This window comes from Tepidimonas fonticaldi, assembly GCF_007556755.1.
Classification (GTDB): Bacteria; Pseudomonadota; Gammaproteobacteria; order Burkholderiales; family Burkholderiaceae_C; genus Tepidimonas; species Tepidimonas fonticaldi.
The window spans coordinates 1-17,779 of the sequence record NZ_VJOO01000029.1; the positions used below are offsets into that span (position 1 = coordinate 1).

The following is a 17,779-nucleotide window of genomic DNA, read 5'->3' on the forward strand; positions in this document are numbered from 1 at the left end:
GCCTCATTGCGGCCGTGCGCCTCATCGGCCGGTGGCTCGCCCAGCGGCGGCCAACCGAGTCCAGTGGCGCCAACCCTGCCCAGCTGCGGCTAAGGGCGGCGTGAAAATGAATTTTTCAGGGACGACTATGTATTCTGCGAAGCCACCGCTGACGGGAAGATGAGACGGCCGTTACATATATGTAAGATTCCATTCGGGATGGGATCGGGATTAATCGTGTGCCAATCTCAATGCATTCCTGCTCACCGGGGCGGGGCGCGGACTCATCGCCACATCGGTGCAAGTGCTTATGGCGATGCCGACTGGGCGCCAAGTGCGGTATCGGTGTGAGGCGGCTCAGGTGCCGTGGTCGAGAGCATTCCAGGCCTCGATAGGGATCAGGTGTCCAACGTCGGGTGGCAACCGATACGACAGACCCAGCGATCTGGGAGTGCAACCAGCACCCACCACGGCACGCGCGACGATCCTCGTGTTCAGACAAGACGGACGCCGCGCAAACGCAGCGCATTGCCGATCACCGATGCGGAGCTGAGACTCATCGCCAGGGCGGCGATCAACGGTGAAAGCAGCCAACCGGTGAGCGGATACAGCACGCCGGCCGCAATGGGAATGCCCAGTGCGTTGTAGAGAAAGGCGAACATCAGGTTCTGCTTCATGTTGCGGACCGTGGCCACTGACAAGGCGCGCGCCACCGCAATACCGCGCAGGTCACCCTTGACGAGCGTGATCTGTGCGCTGTTCATCGCCACGTCGGTGCCGGTGCCCATGGCGATACCGACGTCGGCCTTTGCCAAGGCCGGGGCATCATTGATGCCGTCACCAGCCATCGCAACGATACGCCCCTCGCGCTGCAGCCGCTCCACCAGTTGCAGTTTGTCGGCGGGCTTGACCTCGCCATACACCTCATCGATGCCCAAGCGCGCCGCCACGGCCTTGGCCGTGGTCAGACCGTCGCCCGTGGCCATGACGACGCGCAAGCCCTCCGCGCGCAACGACGCCAGCGCTTGCGGTGTGGTCTTCTTCACCGGGTCGGCGACGGCCAGGACTGCGGCGAGCACGCCATCGACGGCCAGATACATGACGCTGGCCCCCTCGGTGCGCAGCGCCTCCGCCCGCTCGGCCAATGGCCGCACGTCCACACCGAGCTGTTCCATCAGCGCGGTGTTGCCCAGTGCCACGGCATGTCCATCGACGCGCCCGCGCACGCCGATGCCTGAGTGCGAGTCGAACTCCTCGGCGCGTGAGAGCACCAGGCCCTGCTCGCGCGCGGCCGTGACGATGGCTTCCGCCAGCGGGTGCTCGCTGCCCTGGTCGAGGCTGGCAGCCAGTCGCAAGGCTTCGCCGGCGGTGAAGCCTTCGGCTGCGATCGTCGTCTGATAGCGCGGCCGGCCCTCGGTCAATGTGCCGGTCTTGTCGACGATCAGGGTATCGACCTGGCGCATTTTCTCGATCGCGGCGGCATCGCGAAACAGCACCCCCTGCGTAGCCCCTCGCCCGGTCGCCACCATGATCGACATGGGCGTGGCCAAGCCCAGCGCGCAGGGGCAGGCGATGATCAGCACAGCCACGGCGTTGATGAGGCCAAAAACCCAACGCGGTTCCGGCCCGAACAGGCCCCAGGCAAAAAAGGTCAGCACGGCGATGGACACCGTCGCGACCACGAAATAGCCCGCCACGACATCGGCCATGCGCTGCATCGGCGCCTTGGACCGCTGCGCCTGCGCCACCATCTGCACAATCTGGGACAGCATGGTCGCCGAGCCGACACGTTCGGCGACCATGACGAGCGCGCCACTGGTATTGAGCGTCGCACCGATGACCTTGTCGCCCACCCGCTTGGTCACGGGCAGGGACTCCCCCGTCAGCATCGATTCGTCCACAGCGCTGCTGCCCTCGATTACCGTACCATCTACCGGAACCTTTTCGCCGGGTCGAATGCGCAGCCGATCGCCGACATGGATGTGCGTCAGGGGCACGTCCTCTTCCGTGCCATCGTCGCGAAGGCGCCGGGCGGTCTTGGGGGCCAGTCCGAGCAAGGACTTGATGGCGGCCGAGGTCTGCGAACGCGCCTTGAGTTCCAGTACCTGCCCCAGCAGGGTCAGGGAAATGATCACCGCCGCCGCCTCGAAGTACACCGCGACCCGTCCCATGGACACGAACGAGTCCGGGAACAGTTGTGGGGCCACGGTCGCCGCCACGCTGTAGACGAACGCCGCCCCGGTGCCCAGCGCGATCAGGGTCCACATGTTCGGGCTGCGATGGACCACGGACTGCCAGCCGCGCACGAAGAACGGCCGACCCGCCCACAGGACGATGGGCAGGGACAGAACGAGTTCGATCCAGGTCTGTGTGCGCGCCTCGAACCAATGCAACTGGTGGCCGAACATGGCCAGCACAGTGACCATGACGGTCAGCGGCAGGGTGTACCAGAAGCGGCGCTGGAAATCGCGCAGCTCGGGACTCTCTTCTCCTTCGAGATCCGGCAGCACCGGCTCCAGCGCCATGCCGCACTTCGGACAATAGCCGGGGTGATCCTGCCGGATCTCGGGGTGCATGGGGCAGGTGTAGATGGTTCCTGCGGCCAGCGCCGGCGCTTCGACAGGCGAAGGCGCGTGGCCGCTGTGGGCATAGCGCGCCGGTTCGGCGACGAACTTCGCCCGGCACCGGGCGCTGCAGAAATAAAAGCGCCGGCCTGCGTGTTCGACGTGGTGCTCGGACTGCGCGGTCACGTCCATGCCGCAGACAGGGTCCTTCAGACCTTCGGCCCGCTGCTGTGCGCTCGGGTGGTCGTGGGTGTGTCGGCGGTGGTCGTGCGCAGATCGCAGGTCCATGGCTTCAGGCCTCTTTGTCGGGGCGGTTGTCGGGCAGTGCGCCATGCCTGCCGTGGCCATGCAGCAGGTGCATCAGCGGGCACGCTAGCAGCAACAGGTACACCCAATTGCCTGCGACATGGCTCCAGTGCTCGCGCAGCAGGTAGAAGCCGCCGATGAGGGCCACCATCAGCAACGCGATCCTGACACGCCGGCTCAGGCCGGACGAGCCACGCGTGTCGGGGTGGTGATCATGATGCGTCGCGCTCATCGCCGGGTGAGGGGTTTCTTCATGGATGGGAACTGAACACTTGTGCCGACCCGTCTTTCCCAACCAGCAAGACCTGGTAGGCATCACGTCGGCCGCCATACACCGGCCCGTCCATGCCGGGTGAACCAATGGGCATGCCCGGCACCGCCAAGCCCAGGGCTTGGGGCTTTTCCTTGAGCAGCCGCTGGATGTCCGTGGCGGGTACGTGGCCTTCGATCACATAGCCCTGGATCAGGGCCGTATGGCAGGAACCGAATTTCTGCGGCATCCCGAGGCGAGCGCGGGCCGCGCCGTTGCCCTGGTCGACGGCATTCACGCGGAATCCGCTTTTCTCCAGGTGGGCAATCCAGTCCTTGCAACACCCACAGTTCGGGTCCTTCCACACCTGCACGGCAAGCGTCTGCGGTGCGGCGGCTGGTGCCAGGGAGGGAAGACTCAGCGCAAGCACCGCCAGCAGCAGCCTGCGCCGCCGGGGGAACGGTTGATCAACGGTTTGGTGCATGACAAGGACTCCCGGTGACGCTGCTTATTCGACGACGATCTTGCCCGCCATGCCCGCTTCCATATGGCCGGGGATGAGGCAGGCGAAGTCCACCGTACCGGGCTGATCGAACTGCCAAACCAGCCCGCCGCGCTGGCCGGGCTGCAGCGTCACCATGTTCGGCTCGGCATGCTGCATCTGGGGCATCTTGCGCATCATCTCAGCGTGTTCTTTGAGCTCCTGCAAGGAGCCGACCACCATTTCATGCGGCACCTTGCCCGCGTTTTTGACAAAGAAGCGGATCGTCTCGCCCTTTTTGAGCGTGATGGTGGCGGGCGTGAACCGCATCGTGTCGTCCATGACCACCTCGATGGTGCGGTCGACCTTGGCGGGATCGCCTGGCTTGCCGACGTTGGAGTGTGATGCGCCACCGTGCATCGAACCGTGCATGCCTTGCATGTCGTGCCCGGCCATGCCATGGCCGCCCTGATGGCCGCCACCGGCCAGCGCCAACACAGGCAAGGCGGTCAGCATCAAAACGCTCAGGGTTTTCTTCATCATCGGTTTCTCCTTAGGGTTGGTGAATAAGATCGGAGTTGCGCGTGGCGGCTTCTAGAACCACAGCCGCACACCCGCCACATAACGCGTTTCCCGGGTACGCTGTCCTTCGGCGCGCGCAAAATCCGCGGTCTGTCCAAACTTGCCCGCCCATTCGACGCCGACATAGGGCGCGAACTGGCGCGAGAATTCGTAACGCAGGCGCAGCCCTATGGTGGCATCGGCCAGCCCGCTGCCCAGGCCACGCGCTTCATCGCGCCGGCCATACAGATTGACTTCCATGCGGGGCTGCAGAATCAGGCGCTGGGTGAGCAGGAGTTCGTACTCGCCCGACAGGCGCAGTGCCGTGCGTCCCGAGCTGCCGACGTAGGCGGTGGCATCGACGTCGAACCAGTACGGGGCGAGCCCTTGGATGCCCACAGCGAGCCAAGTCCGGTCAGGCCCCGTGCCGCTGTCCAGCCGCACCCCGAGTTGGGTGTCCCAGAACGGAGCCACCGCGTGGCCCCACAGGACCTCCGTGCGTGCCTCCTCCAGTTTGCCTTTGGCGACGTCACCCTCGGCCTTGAGGACCAGGCGGTCGTAGGTGCCGCCGAACCAGGCTTGCGCCTCATAGGCGGTGGCGTTGCCGTCCTTCGTGTCGACGCGCTCCAGGCGATCGAGGAGCACGCTGCCAAACGCATGTTCATCGGACAGCCGCAGTTGCCGTGGCCCAGGAAATGCGTACGGGCCCGACTCCAAAGTCAAGCCATTGGCATACGCGTGCGGATCACGGGCATCGGCGGGGGCGGCTCCGCCTTGCATGCGCATGCTGCCGTGGTCCATGGTGGCGCTCGCGGGCGATTCGGCTCGCGTTGGGGCTGGAGCCGTGCCCGGGTGCCCGGCATGGCCGCCGCCTTCCATCGTTGTTTGCGCCCAGACGGGTGCCGCACCGAGCAACACCAGCGCCGCAGTGAAGAGAGAGCAGGGTTTCATGGCGAATCTACTTGGGATGAGTTTCATGACACGACCACCACGCGGAACATGCCCATGTCCATGTGCAACATCAGGTGGCAGTGCCAGGCCCAGCGACCCAGGGCGTCGGCGGTCACGAGGAAGCTGACGCGCTGCGCGGGTTGGACCGGGATGGTGTGGCGACGCACCAGGAACTGCCCGTCGGGTGTTTCCACCTCGCTCCACAGCCCATGCAAATGCATCGGGTGGGTCATCATCGTGTCGTTGTGCAGGATGATGCGCACCCGCTCGCCATACTTCAGATGCACCGGCGTGCTCTTGCCGAACTCGAGGCCGTCGAGCGACCAGGTATAGCGCTCCATGTTGCCGGTGAGGTGCAGCTCGATCTCGCGCTCGGCCCCGCGAGGATCGAGAGGGCCGCCGATCGTTTTGAGGTCGGCCAGCGTCAGCACGCGCCGGCCGTTGTTGCGCAGGCCAATGCCCGGATCGTCAAGATTGGTGCGCGGCATGTCCACCCGCATATCCGTGCTTGGGCCGTATTCCGTGCGTGCGTGACGGACCGTGGCGCTGGGCTTGGCCATCGCGCCGCCTGTCATGCCATGCATCGCGTGCTGGCCGTGATCCATGGCCATCGCGCCATGGTTCATGCCGGACATGTCGTGCTTCATGCCCGGCATGTCGTGGCCCATCGCGCCGTGGTCCATCGCGCCCATGGCCGAGCCGCCATGCCCCATCGCGCCGTGGTCCATCGCGCCCATCATGTCGGCCATGGTGAGCCATTCGACGGGATCGAGCGCAGGCACGGCGGCGCTCAAGCCCTCGCGCACCGCGAGCGTGCCGCGGGCGAAGCCGGTTCGATCCATCGATTGCGCGAAGATCGTGTAGGCGTCCTCTCGGGGCGTGACGATCACGTCGTAGGTCTCGCCCGGCCCGAAGCGGAACTCATCGACGGTCACGGGCTCGACGTTCTGCCCGTCGCTTTGCACCACCGTCATCTTGAGCCCCGGGATGCGCACGTCGTAGAAGGTGTTGGCCGCGCCGTTGATGAACCGCAGACGCACGCGCTCGCCCGGCCGGAACAGGCCAGTCCAATTGCCGGCAGGGGTGACGCCGTTCATCAGGTAGGTCAATGTCGCCCCCGAGAGATCGGCCAGATCGGTCGGGTTCATCCGCATCTGGTTCCACATCGCACGTTTGTCCAGTGCGCGGGAGAGCCCCATGTCGGCCACGTCACGGAAAAAATCGATCGCCGTCGGCTGATTGAAGTTGTAGTAGTCGCTTTGCGCCTTGAGCTTGGCGAGCACCCGCATGGGGTCTTCGTCGGTCCAGTCGGACAGCAGCACGACATGGTCGCGGTCGGCGCGGATGGGGTCTGCCTCACGCGGCTCGACGATCAAGGCCCCGTACATGCCGGTCTGCTCCTGCATGCCGGAGTGCGAGTGATACCAGTAGGTGCCGGTTTGTTCGAGGCGAAACTGGTAGGTGAAGGTTTCGCCAGGGGCGATGCCCGGGAAACTGACCCCAGGCACCCCGTCCATCTGGTAGGGCAGGATGATCCCGTGCCAGTGGATCGAGGTGGCCTCGCGCAGGCGGTTGGTGACGCGGATGGTGACCGTGTCGCCTTCCCGAAGTTTGAGCGTCGGCGCCGGGATGGAGCCGTTGATGGTGGTCGCCATCCTTGGCCTGCCGGTGAAGTTGACCGGCGACTCGGCAACCACCAGGTCGATGTTCGTGCCGCTGAGCACGGGCGCCGCACCCGTGCGCGTGTCGGCCAGCCCCTGCGCCGCAGCACGCACCCAGGGTGACAGGCCGACCATCACGCCGCCGGCGACCAAGCCGCGCACGAAACGCCGCCGCGAGGGCATCAACGGCAATGGCAAATGAAACGGACTCAAAGATGACATGGGCTCCTCGCGATGAGTTACTGAAGTCGTGGGTGAGATGCTATGGAGCCACCCTGTCAGGATGCTGTTCGTTAGATTACATGTTTGTTATCTTCATGTCAGGTGCACCCAAAATCGTCACACTAGCGGCTATTCGATATGGCCGAGCACCCTCATGAAGATACTGATCGTTGAAGATGAGCCCAAAACGGGCGACTACCTGCGTCAAGGCTTGAGCGAAGCGGGTTTCGTGGTCGATCTGGCGCAAGACGGCGCCGATGGTCTGCACCTGGCCTTGCAGGGCGAGTACGACCTGGTCATCCTGGATGTGATGCTGCCCGGCCTCGACGGCTGGCAGGTACTGCAGTCCTTGCGCCATCGCGGCCTGCAGATGCCGGTGCTGTTCCTGACCGCACGCGATCAGGTGGAAGACCGGATCAAAGGCCTTGAACTCGGTGCGGACGACTATCTGGTCAAGCCTTTCTCCTTTGCCGAATTGCTGGCCCGCGTGCGCACGATCCTGCGCCGGGGGCGCAGTGGCAACGAGAGCACCGTGCTGCGCGTGGCCGATCTCGAACTGGACCTGCTGCGCCGACGCGTTTCACGCGGCGGGCGACGAATCAGCCTGACGGCCAAAGAGTTCGGCTTGCTGGAACTGCTGATGCGCCGTCATGGCGAGGTTCTGCCCCGCTCGCTGATCGCCTCGCAGGTCTGGGACATGAATTTCGACAGCGATACCAATGTGATCGAGGTGGCCATCCGGCGCTTGCGCGCGAAGATTGATGAGGGTCATGAGGTCAAGCTGATCCACACCGTACGTGGCATGGGTTACGTATTGGAAGCACCGGAGGAGCGCTGAATGTTTCGCTCCCTGTCACTGACGACCCGGCTCACCCTCTTCTTTACGTTGGCGGCTGCGGCTGTGGTGTTTGGATTGGCCTTGTTGGTCATCGCTGCATCCGAGCGGCATTTCATCGAGCTGGATCACATGGCGCTGCAGGACAAGCAGCACCTGATCGAGGATATTTTGGCGCGATCCAATTCGGCCGAGGACGCCAAGTGGCTGCTGCGTGAGGCATTGAGCCACCATCACGGGCTGTACGTCAGCGTCCACGATTCGAAAGGTGAAACGCTCTTCCAGTCCGAAGGATTTCGCCTCCCGCGCGAACTGTCACCGGCGGATGAAGGCAACGGCAACGACGCGCTGATCCATTGGGCCGACGCAGGGCAGGCGTTTCGCGGGATGCGTGTCCGGGTTATTCCAGCCTATGACGCAACGACGCGGCTGGACATCCTCGTTGCCATGGACACGGCGCATCACACACGGTTCATGCTGGAGTTGCGGCGCACCCTGATGACCTATGCCGTCGTGACGATCGTCATCTGTGGCTTGCTGAGCTGGTTTGCCGCGTACAAGGGGCTGGCGCCATTGCGTGCCATGAAATCCAGAGCCACCACGCTCACGAGCCAGCGGCTGCACCAGCGCATGCCCGTCGAGGCGGTACCCATCGAAATGGCCGATCTGGCTCACGAACTCAACAAGATGCTGGACCGGCTGGAAGACGCGTTCACGCGACTGTCGGAGTTCTCGTCGAATCTGGCGCATGAGCTGCGCACCCCCCTGAGCAACCTGCTGACCCAGACCCAGGTCGCGTTGGCTACCCGGCGGGATGCCGATACCTACCGGGAGATTCTGGCTTCCAATGCCGAGGAACTGCAGCGTCTGGGCCGCATGGTGTCCGATATGCTGTTCCTGGCCAAGGCCGAACGCGGGATGATGCTGCCGAACCGGGAACGTTTCTCGGCAGCCGAGGAAACGCACGCCCTGATCGAGTTCTATGAGGCGGTCGCCGAGGAGAAGGGCGTCAGACTGGCTCAGCGTGGTGAGGGCGAGATCGTCGGTGATCGCTTGATGTTCCGCCGTGCCCTGAGCAATCTGCTTTCGAACGCGCTGCGCCACACCCCGCCACATGGCGAGGTCACGATCGAGATCAGCCAGTCTTCCCAAGCCACCCGGGTGAGCGTCGAGAACACCGGCGAGGACATCGACCCGAGGGTACTGCCGCGCCTGTTCGATCGGTTTTACCGTGCTGACCCATCGCGGTCACATCCGGAAACCGACGGCGCAGGGCTGGGATTGGCGATTACCCGCGCCATTATGCAAACCCATGGAGGATCGATCAGCGTGACGTCCGCGCAGGGCAGGACCCGGTTCTGCCTGGAGTTCCCAGGCGGAACCTGATGAGGTGAAGCAGTTGGGGCGAGCCAGCCCAAGTGCCTTTGGTCTGTGCGCTTTCGCAGAGGCAATGGCCCCGATCGCTGTTGAACCGACCGGGCTGACACCCGAGCAAGCGCCATGGGCAACTGCTCTGCGTGACGCAGGTGTAAGTCACGGTGGCGCAAGGCCGCTTGCGTGCGCTTGCGCCAAGAAGTTGGCGCAGGTTTCGAGAGAAGAGAGGGCGGATCGGAGTCGAACCTGCCCCATTCAGGCGCCCCCGGCAGTGGGGCGCGGCGCAGGCAGAATGGCCCGGAACCCCGCGCGGTGTCGGGGAACCCGGAAACGAAAACGCCCAACCGATAGAGGTTGGGCGTTGAAAAGTGGTGGTGGAGTTTCATGAGCTTCCAACGCATCGCGATCGGCCTCGTGGGGGCGCTGGCCTTGGCCGTCTCCGGGGCCGTGATGGCCCAGTCGTCGCCTTCGGCCAAGAAGAACGCCAAGGCCGGCCCAGCAGCGGCCGCCCCCATGCAACTGGCCGCCGCCACGCCCGAGCAGCTCGAGGCCGCCACGCGGGTCTACGTGGGCCGAAGCGACTGCGAATTCGGCCAGCACGTCACCGTGACGCCGCACCCGGACCACCCGGGTTATTTCAACGTCACCCTGGCCGGCAAGACCTGGGTCGTCAGGCCCCTCGTCTCCTCCACGGGCGCGCTGCGCATGGAAGACGTGCGCGGCCAAGCGCTGTACCTGCAGATCGCCGACAAGTCCATGCTGATGAACACCGCGCTGGGCTACCGCGTGGCGGACAACTGCGTGCACCCCAGGCACCGCGAGGCGATGGCCACCCACAAGCGCGAGAGCATTGGCATCGCCGCGAACTGAGGCCCGCTCCCTACGGCCTTCGGCGGCTTGCAGCCCGCACCCGACCGAGGACGGCCTGGCCCTTCACCAGGCACGAACAGTCCGCAGGGACTGTCCGTGTCCGGGCTCAGCCCCCTCAAGGGGGCGCCGCTGGCGGACCGGCAAAGCCGGATCCGCAGCGGCCACCCGATAACAGCCGCCCGTGGGGCGGCTTTCTCTTTGCCGGCCAAGACTGGCACAAGTCTTATATAAGACATAAAAAATAGGAGAGCCGTCCGGTCCCGTCGGGCCGGCCGATCCCTCCGGAGTGCCCATGCTGAAAACCTACCGCGACCACGTCGCCGAGCGCGCTGCGCTCGGCATCCCGCCCCTGCCCTTGTCGGCCCAGCAAACCGCCGAGCTGATCGAGCTGATCAAGGCGCCGCCGGCCGGCGAGGAGGCCTTCCTGCTGGAGCTGCTCACGCACCGCGTGCCGCCCGGCGTGGACGATGCGGCCAAGGTCAAAGCCAGCTTCCTGGCCGCCGTCGCCCACGGCGATGTCTCGGTGGGCCTGATCAGCCGGGCCAAGGCCACCGAACTGCTGGGCACCATGGTCGGCGGCTACAACGTCAAGCCGTTGATCGACCTGCTCGACGACCCCGAAGTCGCCGGGGTGGCCGCCGACGGCCTGAAAAAGACGCTGCTCATGTTCGACGCCTTCCACGATGTGGCCGAGAAGGCGCGCTCCGGCAATGCCAAGGCCCGCGAGGTCATCCAGTCTTGGGCCGATGCGCAATGGTTTACCAGCCGCCCCGAGGTGGCCCGGAAAATCACCGTCACCGTCTTCAAGGTGCCTGGCGAGACCAACACCGACGACCTCTCCCCCGCCCCCGACGCCTGGAGCCGTCCGGACATCCCGCTGCACGCCCTGGCGATGCTCAAGAACACCCGCCCCGACGCGGCCTTCAGGCCCGAGGAGGACGGCAAGCGCGGCCCGATCCGGTTCATCGAGGACCTGAAGAAAAAGGGCCATCTGGTGGCCTACGTGGGCGACGTCGTGGGCACGGGTTCGAGCCGCAAGTCGGCCACCAACAGCGTGATCTGGCATACCGGCGAGGACATCCCCTATGTGCCCAACAAGCGCTTCGGCGGCGTGACCCTGGGCGGCAAGATCGCCCCGATCTTCTTCAACACGCAGGAAGACTCCGGCTCGCTGCCCATCGAGGTCGATGTGTCCGGCCTCGAGATGGGGGACGTGATCGACATCTTCCCCTATGAAGGCAAGATCGAGAAGGACGGCAAGGTCGTCGCCACCTTCCAGCTCAAGAACGAGGTGCTGCTCGACGAGGTGCGTGCCGGCGGCCGCATCAACCTGATCATCGGCCGCTCGCTGACCGGCAAGGCACGTGAGTTCCTGGGGCTGCCGGCCTCCACGCTGTTCCGCCTGCCCAAGGCGCCGGTGGACACCGGCCGCGGCTACACGCTGGCGCAGAAGATGGTCGGCCGCGCCTGCGGCCTGCCTGCCGTCGACGGCAAGCAACAGGGCATCCGCCCGGGCACCTACTGCGAGCCCAAGATGACCACCGTCGGCAGCCAGGACACCACCGGCCCCATGACGCGCGACGAGCTGAAGGACCTGGCCTGCCTGGGTTTCTCGGCCGACCTGGTGATGCAGTCGTTCTGTCACACCGCCGCCTACCCCAAGGCGGTGGACGTGAAGATGCACCGCGAGCTGCCCGCCTTCATCAGCAACCGCGGCGGCGTCTCGCTGCGCCCGGGTGATGGCGTGATTCACTCCTGGCTCAACCGCCTGCTGCTGCCCGACACCGTGGGCACGGGGGGCGATTCGCACACGCGCTTTCCCATCGGCATCTCCTTCCCGGCCGGCTCCGGCCTGGTGGCCTTCGCCGCGGCCACCGGCGTGATGCCACTGGACATGCCCGAATCAGTGCTGGTGCGTTTCAAGGGCCAGATGCAGCCCGGCGTCACCTTGCGCGACCTGGTGCATGCGATCCCGCTGTACGCCATCAAGCAGGGCCTGCTGACGGTGGAGAAGAAGGGCAAGAAGAACATCTTCTCCGGCCGCATCCTGGAGATCGAAGGGCTGCCCGACCTCAAGGTGGAGCAGGCCTTCGAACTGTCGGACGCCTCGGCCGAGCGTTCGGCGGCCGGCTGCACGATCAAGCTCAACAAAGAGCCGATCATCGAGTACCTGCAGTCGAACATCGTGCTGATGAAGAACATGATCGCCGACGGCTACCAGGATCGCCGCACGCTGGAGCGCCGCATCAAGGCCGTCGAGGCCTGGCTGGCCAAGCCCGAACTGCTGGAGGCCGACGCCGACGCCGAGTACGCGGCCGTGATCGAGATCGACCTGAACGAGATCCGCGAACCCATCGTCTGCTGCCCCAACGACCCGGACGATGCCAAGTTCCTGTCCGAAGTGGCCGGCACCAAGATCGACGAGGCCTTCATCGGCTCGTGCATGACCAACATCGGCCACTTCCGGGCCGCGGCCAAGCTGCTGGGCGGCCAGCGTGACATCCCGGTGAAGCTGTGGGTGGCCCCGCCCACCAAGATGGATCAAAACGAGCTGATCAAGGAGGGTCACTACGCCGCCTTCGGCACCGCCGGTGCGCGCACCGAGATGCCCGGCTGCTCGCTGTGCATGGGCAACCAGGCCCAGGTGCGCGAGGGCGCCACGGTGATGTCCACCTCGACCCGCAACTTCCCCAACCGCCTGGGCAAGAACACCAACGTCTTCCTGGGCTCGGCCGAGCTCGCCGCGATCTGCTCCAAGCTGGGGCGCATCCCGACGGTGGCCGAATACCACGCCGAGATGGGCATCATCAACAAGGACGCTGCAAGCGTGTACCGCTACATGAACTTCGACCAGATCGAGGAGTATGCGGACACGGCCAAGGCGGTGGCGGTCTGACCGGCCGACGAGCCCCTTCCTGAACGGCCCTGCGGGGCCGTTTTTCTTGCTGTCGACGGGCGGCCTTGCGCGACGGAGCTTGACCGCAAGCCCCCGCGCGCCCTAACGTCATGCCGTGCGGCCACAATGGTGTTGTCGCCTCCCTTCCACAACGACCAACCTCACGCCTCACGGAGTCTTTCATGGCCCAAGCCCCCGCCCATGCCTTTGCCAAGACCCTGAAGTCCTTCAAGACGGCTTCCGGCAAGTCCGGTCAGTACTTCTCGCTGCCCGAGCTGGCCCGGCAGTTCCCGAACGTCAGCCGGCTGCCGGTGTCGCTGCGCCTCGTGCTGGAGTCGGTGCTACGCAACTGCGACGGCCGCAAGGTCACGCCCGAGCACGTGGAGCAACTGGCTCAGTGGGCGCCCAACGGCGAGCGGGTCGACGAGATCCCCTTCGTCGTGGCCCGTGTGGTGTTGCAGGATTTCACCGGCGTGCCCCTGCTGGCCGACCTGGCCGCGATGCGTTCGGTGGCCGCCAAGATGGGCCGAAACCCCAAGACCATCGAACCGCTGGTGCCGGTGGATCTGGTGGTCGACCACTCGGTGATGATCGACCACTATGGCAACAGGCAGGCCCTGGACCTGAACATGAAGCTGGAGTTCCAGCGCAACCGCGAGCGCTACGAGTTCCTGAAGTGGGGCATGCAGGCGTTCGAGACCTTCGGCGTCGTGCCTCCGGGCTTCGGCATCGTGCACCAGGTCAACCTGGAGTACCTGGCGCGAGGCGTGCACAGGACGGCCCAGGGGGTGTACTACCCCGACACCCTGGTGGGCACCGACAGCCACACGACGATGATCAATGGCATCGGCGTGGTGGGCTGGGGCGTGGGCGGCATCGAGGCCGAGGCCGGCATGCTCGGCCAGCCGGTCTATTTCCTCACGCCCGACGTGGTGGGCTTCGAGCTGACCGGCCGGTTGCGCGAGGGCGTCACGGCCACCGACCTGGTGCTCACGGTCACCGAGATCCTGCGTCGCGAGAAGGTGGTGGGCAAGTTCGTCGAGTTCTTCGGCGAGGGCACGCGCAGCCTGTCGGTGCCCGACCGCGCCACCATCGCGAACATGGCTCCGGAGTACGGTGCCACGATGGGCTTCTTCCCCGTCGACGACAAGACCATCGAGTACTTCCGCGGCACCGGCCGCACCAAGTCCGAGATCGAAGCCTTCGAGGCCTACTTCCGGGCCCAGAAGCTCTTCGGCATCCCGGGCACGCAGGACTTCGCCGGTGGCGACATCGCGTACTCCAAGGTCGTCCGGCTCGACCTGGGCACGGTCGCCCCCAGCCTGGCCGGCCCCAAGCGCCCCCAGGACCGCATCGAGATCGGCCAGTTGTCGGCCAAGTTCACCGAACTCTTCAGCAAGCCGGTCGAGGCCAATGGCTTCAACCAGCCGGCCGACAAGCTCGGCCAGGTCTACACCACGTCCAACGGACTGCAGATCCGTAACGGCGACGTGCTGATCGCCGCGATCACGTCGTGTACCAACACCTCCAACCCGGGTGTGCTGCTGGCCGCCGGCCTGCTGGCCAAGAAGGCGGTGGAAGCCGGTCTGAAGGTGGCGCCGCACATCAAGACCTCGCTGGCCCCCGGGTCGCGCATCGTCACCGAGTACCTCGAGAAGGCCGGTCTGCTGCCCTACCTGGAAAAGCTGGGCTTCCACGTGGCCGCCTACGGCTGCACCACCTGCATCGGCAATGCTGGCGACCTGGCCCCCGAGATCAACGAAGTCATCACCCGCAACGACCTGGTGTGCGCGGCCGTGCTGTCGGGCAACCGCAACTTCGAGGCCCGCATCCACCCCAACCTCAAGGCCAACTTCCTGGCCTCGCCCCCGTTGGTGGTGGCCTATGCCATCGCCGGCAACGTCACACGCGACCTGATGACCCAGCCGGTGGGCCGGGGCAAGGGTGGGCGCGATGTCTACCTGGGCGACATCTGGCCCAGCAGCGACGAGATCTACGCGCTGATGAAGTACGCGATGGACCCGAAGGCCTTCAAGGAGAACTACGAGAAGGTCACGAAGAAGCCGGGCAAGCTGTGGGAGGAGATCAAGGGCGTGAAGGGCCAGGTGTACAACTGGCCGAAGTCCACCTACATCGCCGAACCTCCCTTCTTCCGAGACTTCACGCTGGCGCCCCGGGCCAGCGATGCCGGGGTGAAGGGCGCACGCATCATGGCCCTGTTCGGCGACTCGATCACCACCGATCACATCTCGCCGGCCGGCTCGATCAAGGAAAGCTCGCCCGCCGGGCAGTGGCTCAAGGAACACGGCGTGCTCAAGGCCGACTTCAACAGCTACGGCTCGCGCCGGGGTCATCACGAGGTGATGATGCGTGGCACCTTCGCCAACGTGCGCATCAAGAACCTCATGATCCCGCCGTTGCCCGACGGCTCACGCGAGGAAGGCGGCCTCACTCTCTTCCAGCCCGGCGGGGAGAAGATGTTCATCTATGACGCCGCGATGAAGTACCTCGCCCAGGGCACGCCCACGGTGATCTTCGCCGGCGAGGAATACGGCACCGGCTCGAGCCGGGACTGGGCCGCCAAGGGCACGCAGTTGCTGGGCATCCGGGCCGTGGTGGCACGCAGCTTCGAGCGCATCCACCGCTCCAACCTGGTGGGCATGGGCGTGCTGCCGCTGCAGTTCAAGGGCGGCGATTCGTGGGAGAGCCTGGGCCTCAAGGGCGACGAGCTCATCGACATCGTCATCGGTGGCGAGCTCAGGCCCCAGGCCGATGTGACCCTGGTGATCCAGCGCGCCGACGGCAGCCGCCAGGAGGTGACGGTGCTGCTTCGCATCGACACCCCGATCGAGGTGGAGTACTACCAGCACGGTGGCATCCTGCCTTACGTGCTGCGGCAGTTGCTGGCGGCCTGAGCCCGGGGGCCAAGCCACAAGGAAGGCGGGCCCGCCCCGGACGCGGGCGCCGCATTGCGCATGTCAGCGCGTGAGGCTGGCGTAGGCTGCTGCGTCGAAGCCCACCAGCACGCGCGCGCCGGCCTCGACGACGGGGCGCCTGATCACGCTGGGCTGCGCGAGCATCAGCGCGCGGGCGCCGGCCGCCTCGAGCGCCTGTGACTGGGCCGCGGCGTCGAGCCGGCGCCAGGTCGTGCCCTGGCGGTTCAGCAGGCGCTCGGCGCCGACGGCGGCCAGCCAATGCTCCAGTCGGTCCTGGGGAACGCCCAGCTTCTTGAAGTCATGGAACTCATAGGCCACGCCGTGCTCATCGAGCCAGCGCCGCGCCTTCTTCACGGTGTCGCAGTTGGGAATGCCGTAGAGCTTGATCATCGTCCGTTCAGGATCCGTGCCGACGGGCCGCCGCGAAGGGACAGGCGCGCCTCCTCGTCGGCGTCACACAGGGGATCGACACCATACCCGGTTTCCGTGACCCTCTGCGTGGAGGCGTCCAGACTCACCTGGAACCACTGGCAGAAGGGCGATTCGTAGCGGTACGACCAGACGATCTCGTTGCGGCGCGGGATGCGCCGTTCCTCCGATGGGCGACCCAGCCGGTACAGCAGCTCGGCGCGGGTGAGGCCGGTGGGCAGCGCATTGAAGTGCGACTCCGCCAGGACCTGGGTCCATCGCCTCACGCGCCCCTGGGCGTCGAGGTCGGCCATGTAGGTGTGTCGCCCATAGGGGCCACGGGCGTACTCCAGCCGGCGCAGGCCATCGGGCCCGAGATGCTCGCCGGTGGGCGGCCCCATGCGGGCGCGCACCTCGGCCTCGCCGGCGCCGGGGCCCAGCGGGCCGGGGCCGTAGCCCGACGCACAGCCGGCCAGCACGCCGACAAGCGCCAGCCCCAGGCCGGCGGCGGTGCGCCGCGCCCAGGCGGCGGGAACGGGGTGAAGGTTCATCATGCACATCCGGTGGGTTGACGAGCAGGCAGACACGGGTTTTCGTTGGACGACCCCGCCGTACGACGGTTCCGGCCCGTGCCGATGTGTCAGGGCCATCGATAATCATGACACCTCAGCCTCCGCCCATCGCCCATGCCCCGTCGCACCCTCATGAACGAAATGGTCCGCGCACCCGCTTTGGCCTCATCGAAGCCGGCCCGCAAGCCGGCCGCCGCCCCCCGCACGAACGACCCGGAGCGCACCATGCAGGACATCCTGGAGGTGGCCACCCGGGAGTTTGCGGCCAAGGGGCTGACGGGCGCACGCATCGACGAGATCGCCGAACTCACGCGCACCAGCAAGCGGATGATCTACTACTACTTCGGCAGCAAGGAAGGCCTGTACATCGCCGTGCTGGAGGATGCCTACCGCCGCATCCGCCACATCGAGAGCGAATTGCACCTGGAAGATCTGCCCCCCGAGGAGGCCTTGCGCACCTTGGTGGCCTTCACGTTCGACTACCAGAACGCCAACCCAGACTTCATCCGGCTGGTGATGAACGAGAACATCCACCGCGGCGAATTCCTGGCGCAGTCCCAGACGATCCAGCAGCTCAACGTGCCGGCCATCGACGCCGTGCGCACGGTCTACGAGCGCGGCTGTGCGACCGGGGTCTTCCGCGACGACCTCGACCCGGTGGATCTGCACATGTCGATCAGCGCGCTGTGCTTCTTCAATGTGTCCAACCGGCACACCTTCTCGCTGATCTTCAAGCGCGACATGGCCTCACCCGAGGCCCTGGCCGCCCGGCGAGCCAGCATCGTCGACCTCATCGTCCGCTACGTCCGGAAGTAGACAGGCGCCCGGGCACCGAGCGGCCGCGCGGTCTGGGGTTGCGGGAAAGTATCTAGTGAAAAACTAACCAGTTCGTATATTATCAGATCATGGCTTG

At 65.7% G+C, this 17,779-nt stretch carries 14 protein-coding genes; 6 read left to right on the forward strand and 8 right to left on the reverse strand.

Annotated features, from left to right (window positions below):
• Nucleotides 1-473: 473 nt before the first annotated feature.
• The 6 genes from Tfont_RS11900 to Tfont_RS11925 are packed head-to-tail and all read right to left on the reverse strand — an operon-like array spanning nt 474 to nt 6,975.
• Nucleotides 474-2,831, reverse strand: coding sequence for a heavy metal translocating P-type ATPase (locus Tfont_RS11900; RefSeq protein ID WP_143969625.1), 2,358 nt, complete (start codon nt 2,829-2,831; stop codon nt 474-476).
• A 4-nt stretch (nt 2,832-2,835) separates the two neighbouring features.
• On the reverse strand, nt 2,836-3,081 hold the full coding sequence (locus Tfont_RS11905) for a DUF2933 domain-containing protein (RefSeq protein WP_062196592.1): 246 nt from the start codon (nt 3,079-3,081) through the stop codon (nt 2,836-2,838).
• A gap of 19 nt (nt 3,082-3,100) precedes the next feature.
• Complete coding sequence (locus Tfont_RS11910; RefSeq protein ID WP_043702089.1) at nt 3,101-3,583, reverse strand: DUF411 domain-containing protein; 483 nt, start codon at nt 3,581-3,583, stop codon at nt 3,101-3,103.
• A 24-nt stretch (nt 3,584-3,607) separates the two neighbouring features.
• Nucleotides 3,608-4,123 carry a cupredoxin domain-containing protein gene (locus Tfont_RS11915; RefSeq protein ID WP_143969605.1) on the reverse strand — a complete coding sequence of 172 codons (516 nt, stop codon included), beginning with the start codon at nt 4,121-4,123 and terminating at the stop codon, nt 3,608-3,610.
• Nucleotides 4,124-4,174: 51 nt separating this feature from the next.
• Nucleotides 4,175-5,092, reverse strand: coding sequence for a copper resistance protein B (locus Tfont_RS11920; RefSeq protein ID WP_390612454.1), 918 nt, complete (start codon nt 5,090-5,092; stop codon nt 4,175-4,177).
• A 23-nt stretch (nt 5,093-5,115) separates the two neighbouring features.
• Complete coding sequence (locus Tfont_RS11925) at nt 5,116-6,975, reverse strand: copper resistance system multicopper oxidase (RefSeq protein WP_143969607.1); 1,860 nt, start codon at nt 6,973-6,975, stop codon at nt 5,116-5,118.
• Nucleotides 6,976-7,129: 154 nt separating this feature from the next.
• Between Tfont_RS11925 and Tfont_RS11930 the strand changes: the two genes are divergently transcribed.
• The 5 genes from Tfont_RS11930 to acnA all read left to right on the forward strand — a co-directional run bounded on the left by Tfont_RS11930 (nt 7,130) and on the right by acnA (nt 15,865).
• Nucleotides 7,130-7,813 carry a heavy metal response regulator transcription factor gene (locus tag Tfont_RS11930; RefSeq protein ID WP_143969608.1) on the forward strand — a complete coding sequence of 228 codons (684 nt, stop codon included), beginning with the start codon at nt 7,130-7,132 and terminating at the stop codon, nt 7,811-7,813.
• Nucleotides 7,814-9,196, forward strand: coding sequence for a heavy metal sensor histidine kinase (locus Tfont_RS11935; protein WP_143969609.1), 1,383 nt, complete (start codon nt 7,814-7,816; stop codon nt 9,194-9,196).
• A gap of 372 nt (nt 9,197-9,568) precedes the next feature.
• Entirely contained in the window at nt 9,569-10,054 is a 486-nt protein-coding gene (locus Tfont_RS11940) for a hypothetical protein (protein WP_143969610.1), read from the forward strand.
• A 292-nt stretch (nt 10,055-10,346) separates the two neighbouring features.
• Nucleotides 10,347-12,950 (forward strand): bifunctional aconitate hydratase 2/2-methylisocitrate dehydratase, encoded by a 2,604-nt coding sequence (gene acnB / locus Tfont_RS11945; protein WP_143969611.1) that lies wholly within the window; start codon nt 10,347-10,349, stop codon nt 12,948-12,950.
• A 182-nt stretch (nt 12,951-13,132) separates the two neighbouring features.
• A complete protein-coding gene (acnA, locus tag Tfont_RS11950; RefSeq protein WP_143969612.1) occupies nt 13,133-15,865 on the forward strand; it encodes an aconitate hydratase AcnA in 2,733 nt (910 codons plus the stop codon).
• A gap of 63 nt (nt 15,866-15,928) precedes the next feature.
• Here the strand turns inward: acnA and Tfont_RS11955 are convergent, their stop codons facing one another.
• Together Tfont_RS11955 and Tfont_RS11960 are read right to left on the reverse strand one after the other, a co-directional pair.
• Complete coding sequence (locus Tfont_RS11955; protein ID WP_143969613.1) at nt 15,929-16,276, reverse strand: ArsC family reductase; 348 nt, start codon at nt 16,274-16,276, stop codon at nt 15,929-15,931.
• Complete coding sequence (locus tag Tfont_RS11960) at nt 16,273-16,845, reverse strand: hypothetical protein (RefSeq protein ID WP_143969614.1); 573 nt, start codon at nt 16,843-16,845, stop codon at nt 16,273-16,275. The genes Tfont_RS11955 and Tfont_RS11960 overlap by 4 nt, the downstream gene beginning before the upstream one ends.
• Nucleotides 16,846-16,998: 153 nt before the next feature.
• Here Tfont_RS11960 and Tfont_RS11965 point away from each other — a divergent pair, with 153 nt between their 5' ends.
• Entirely contained in the window at nt 16,999-17,682 is a 684-nt protein-coding gene (locus tag Tfont_RS11965) for a TetR/AcrR family transcriptional regulator (protein ID WP_143969615.1), read from the forward strand.
• Nucleotides 17,683-17,779 lie beyond the last annotated feature (97 nt).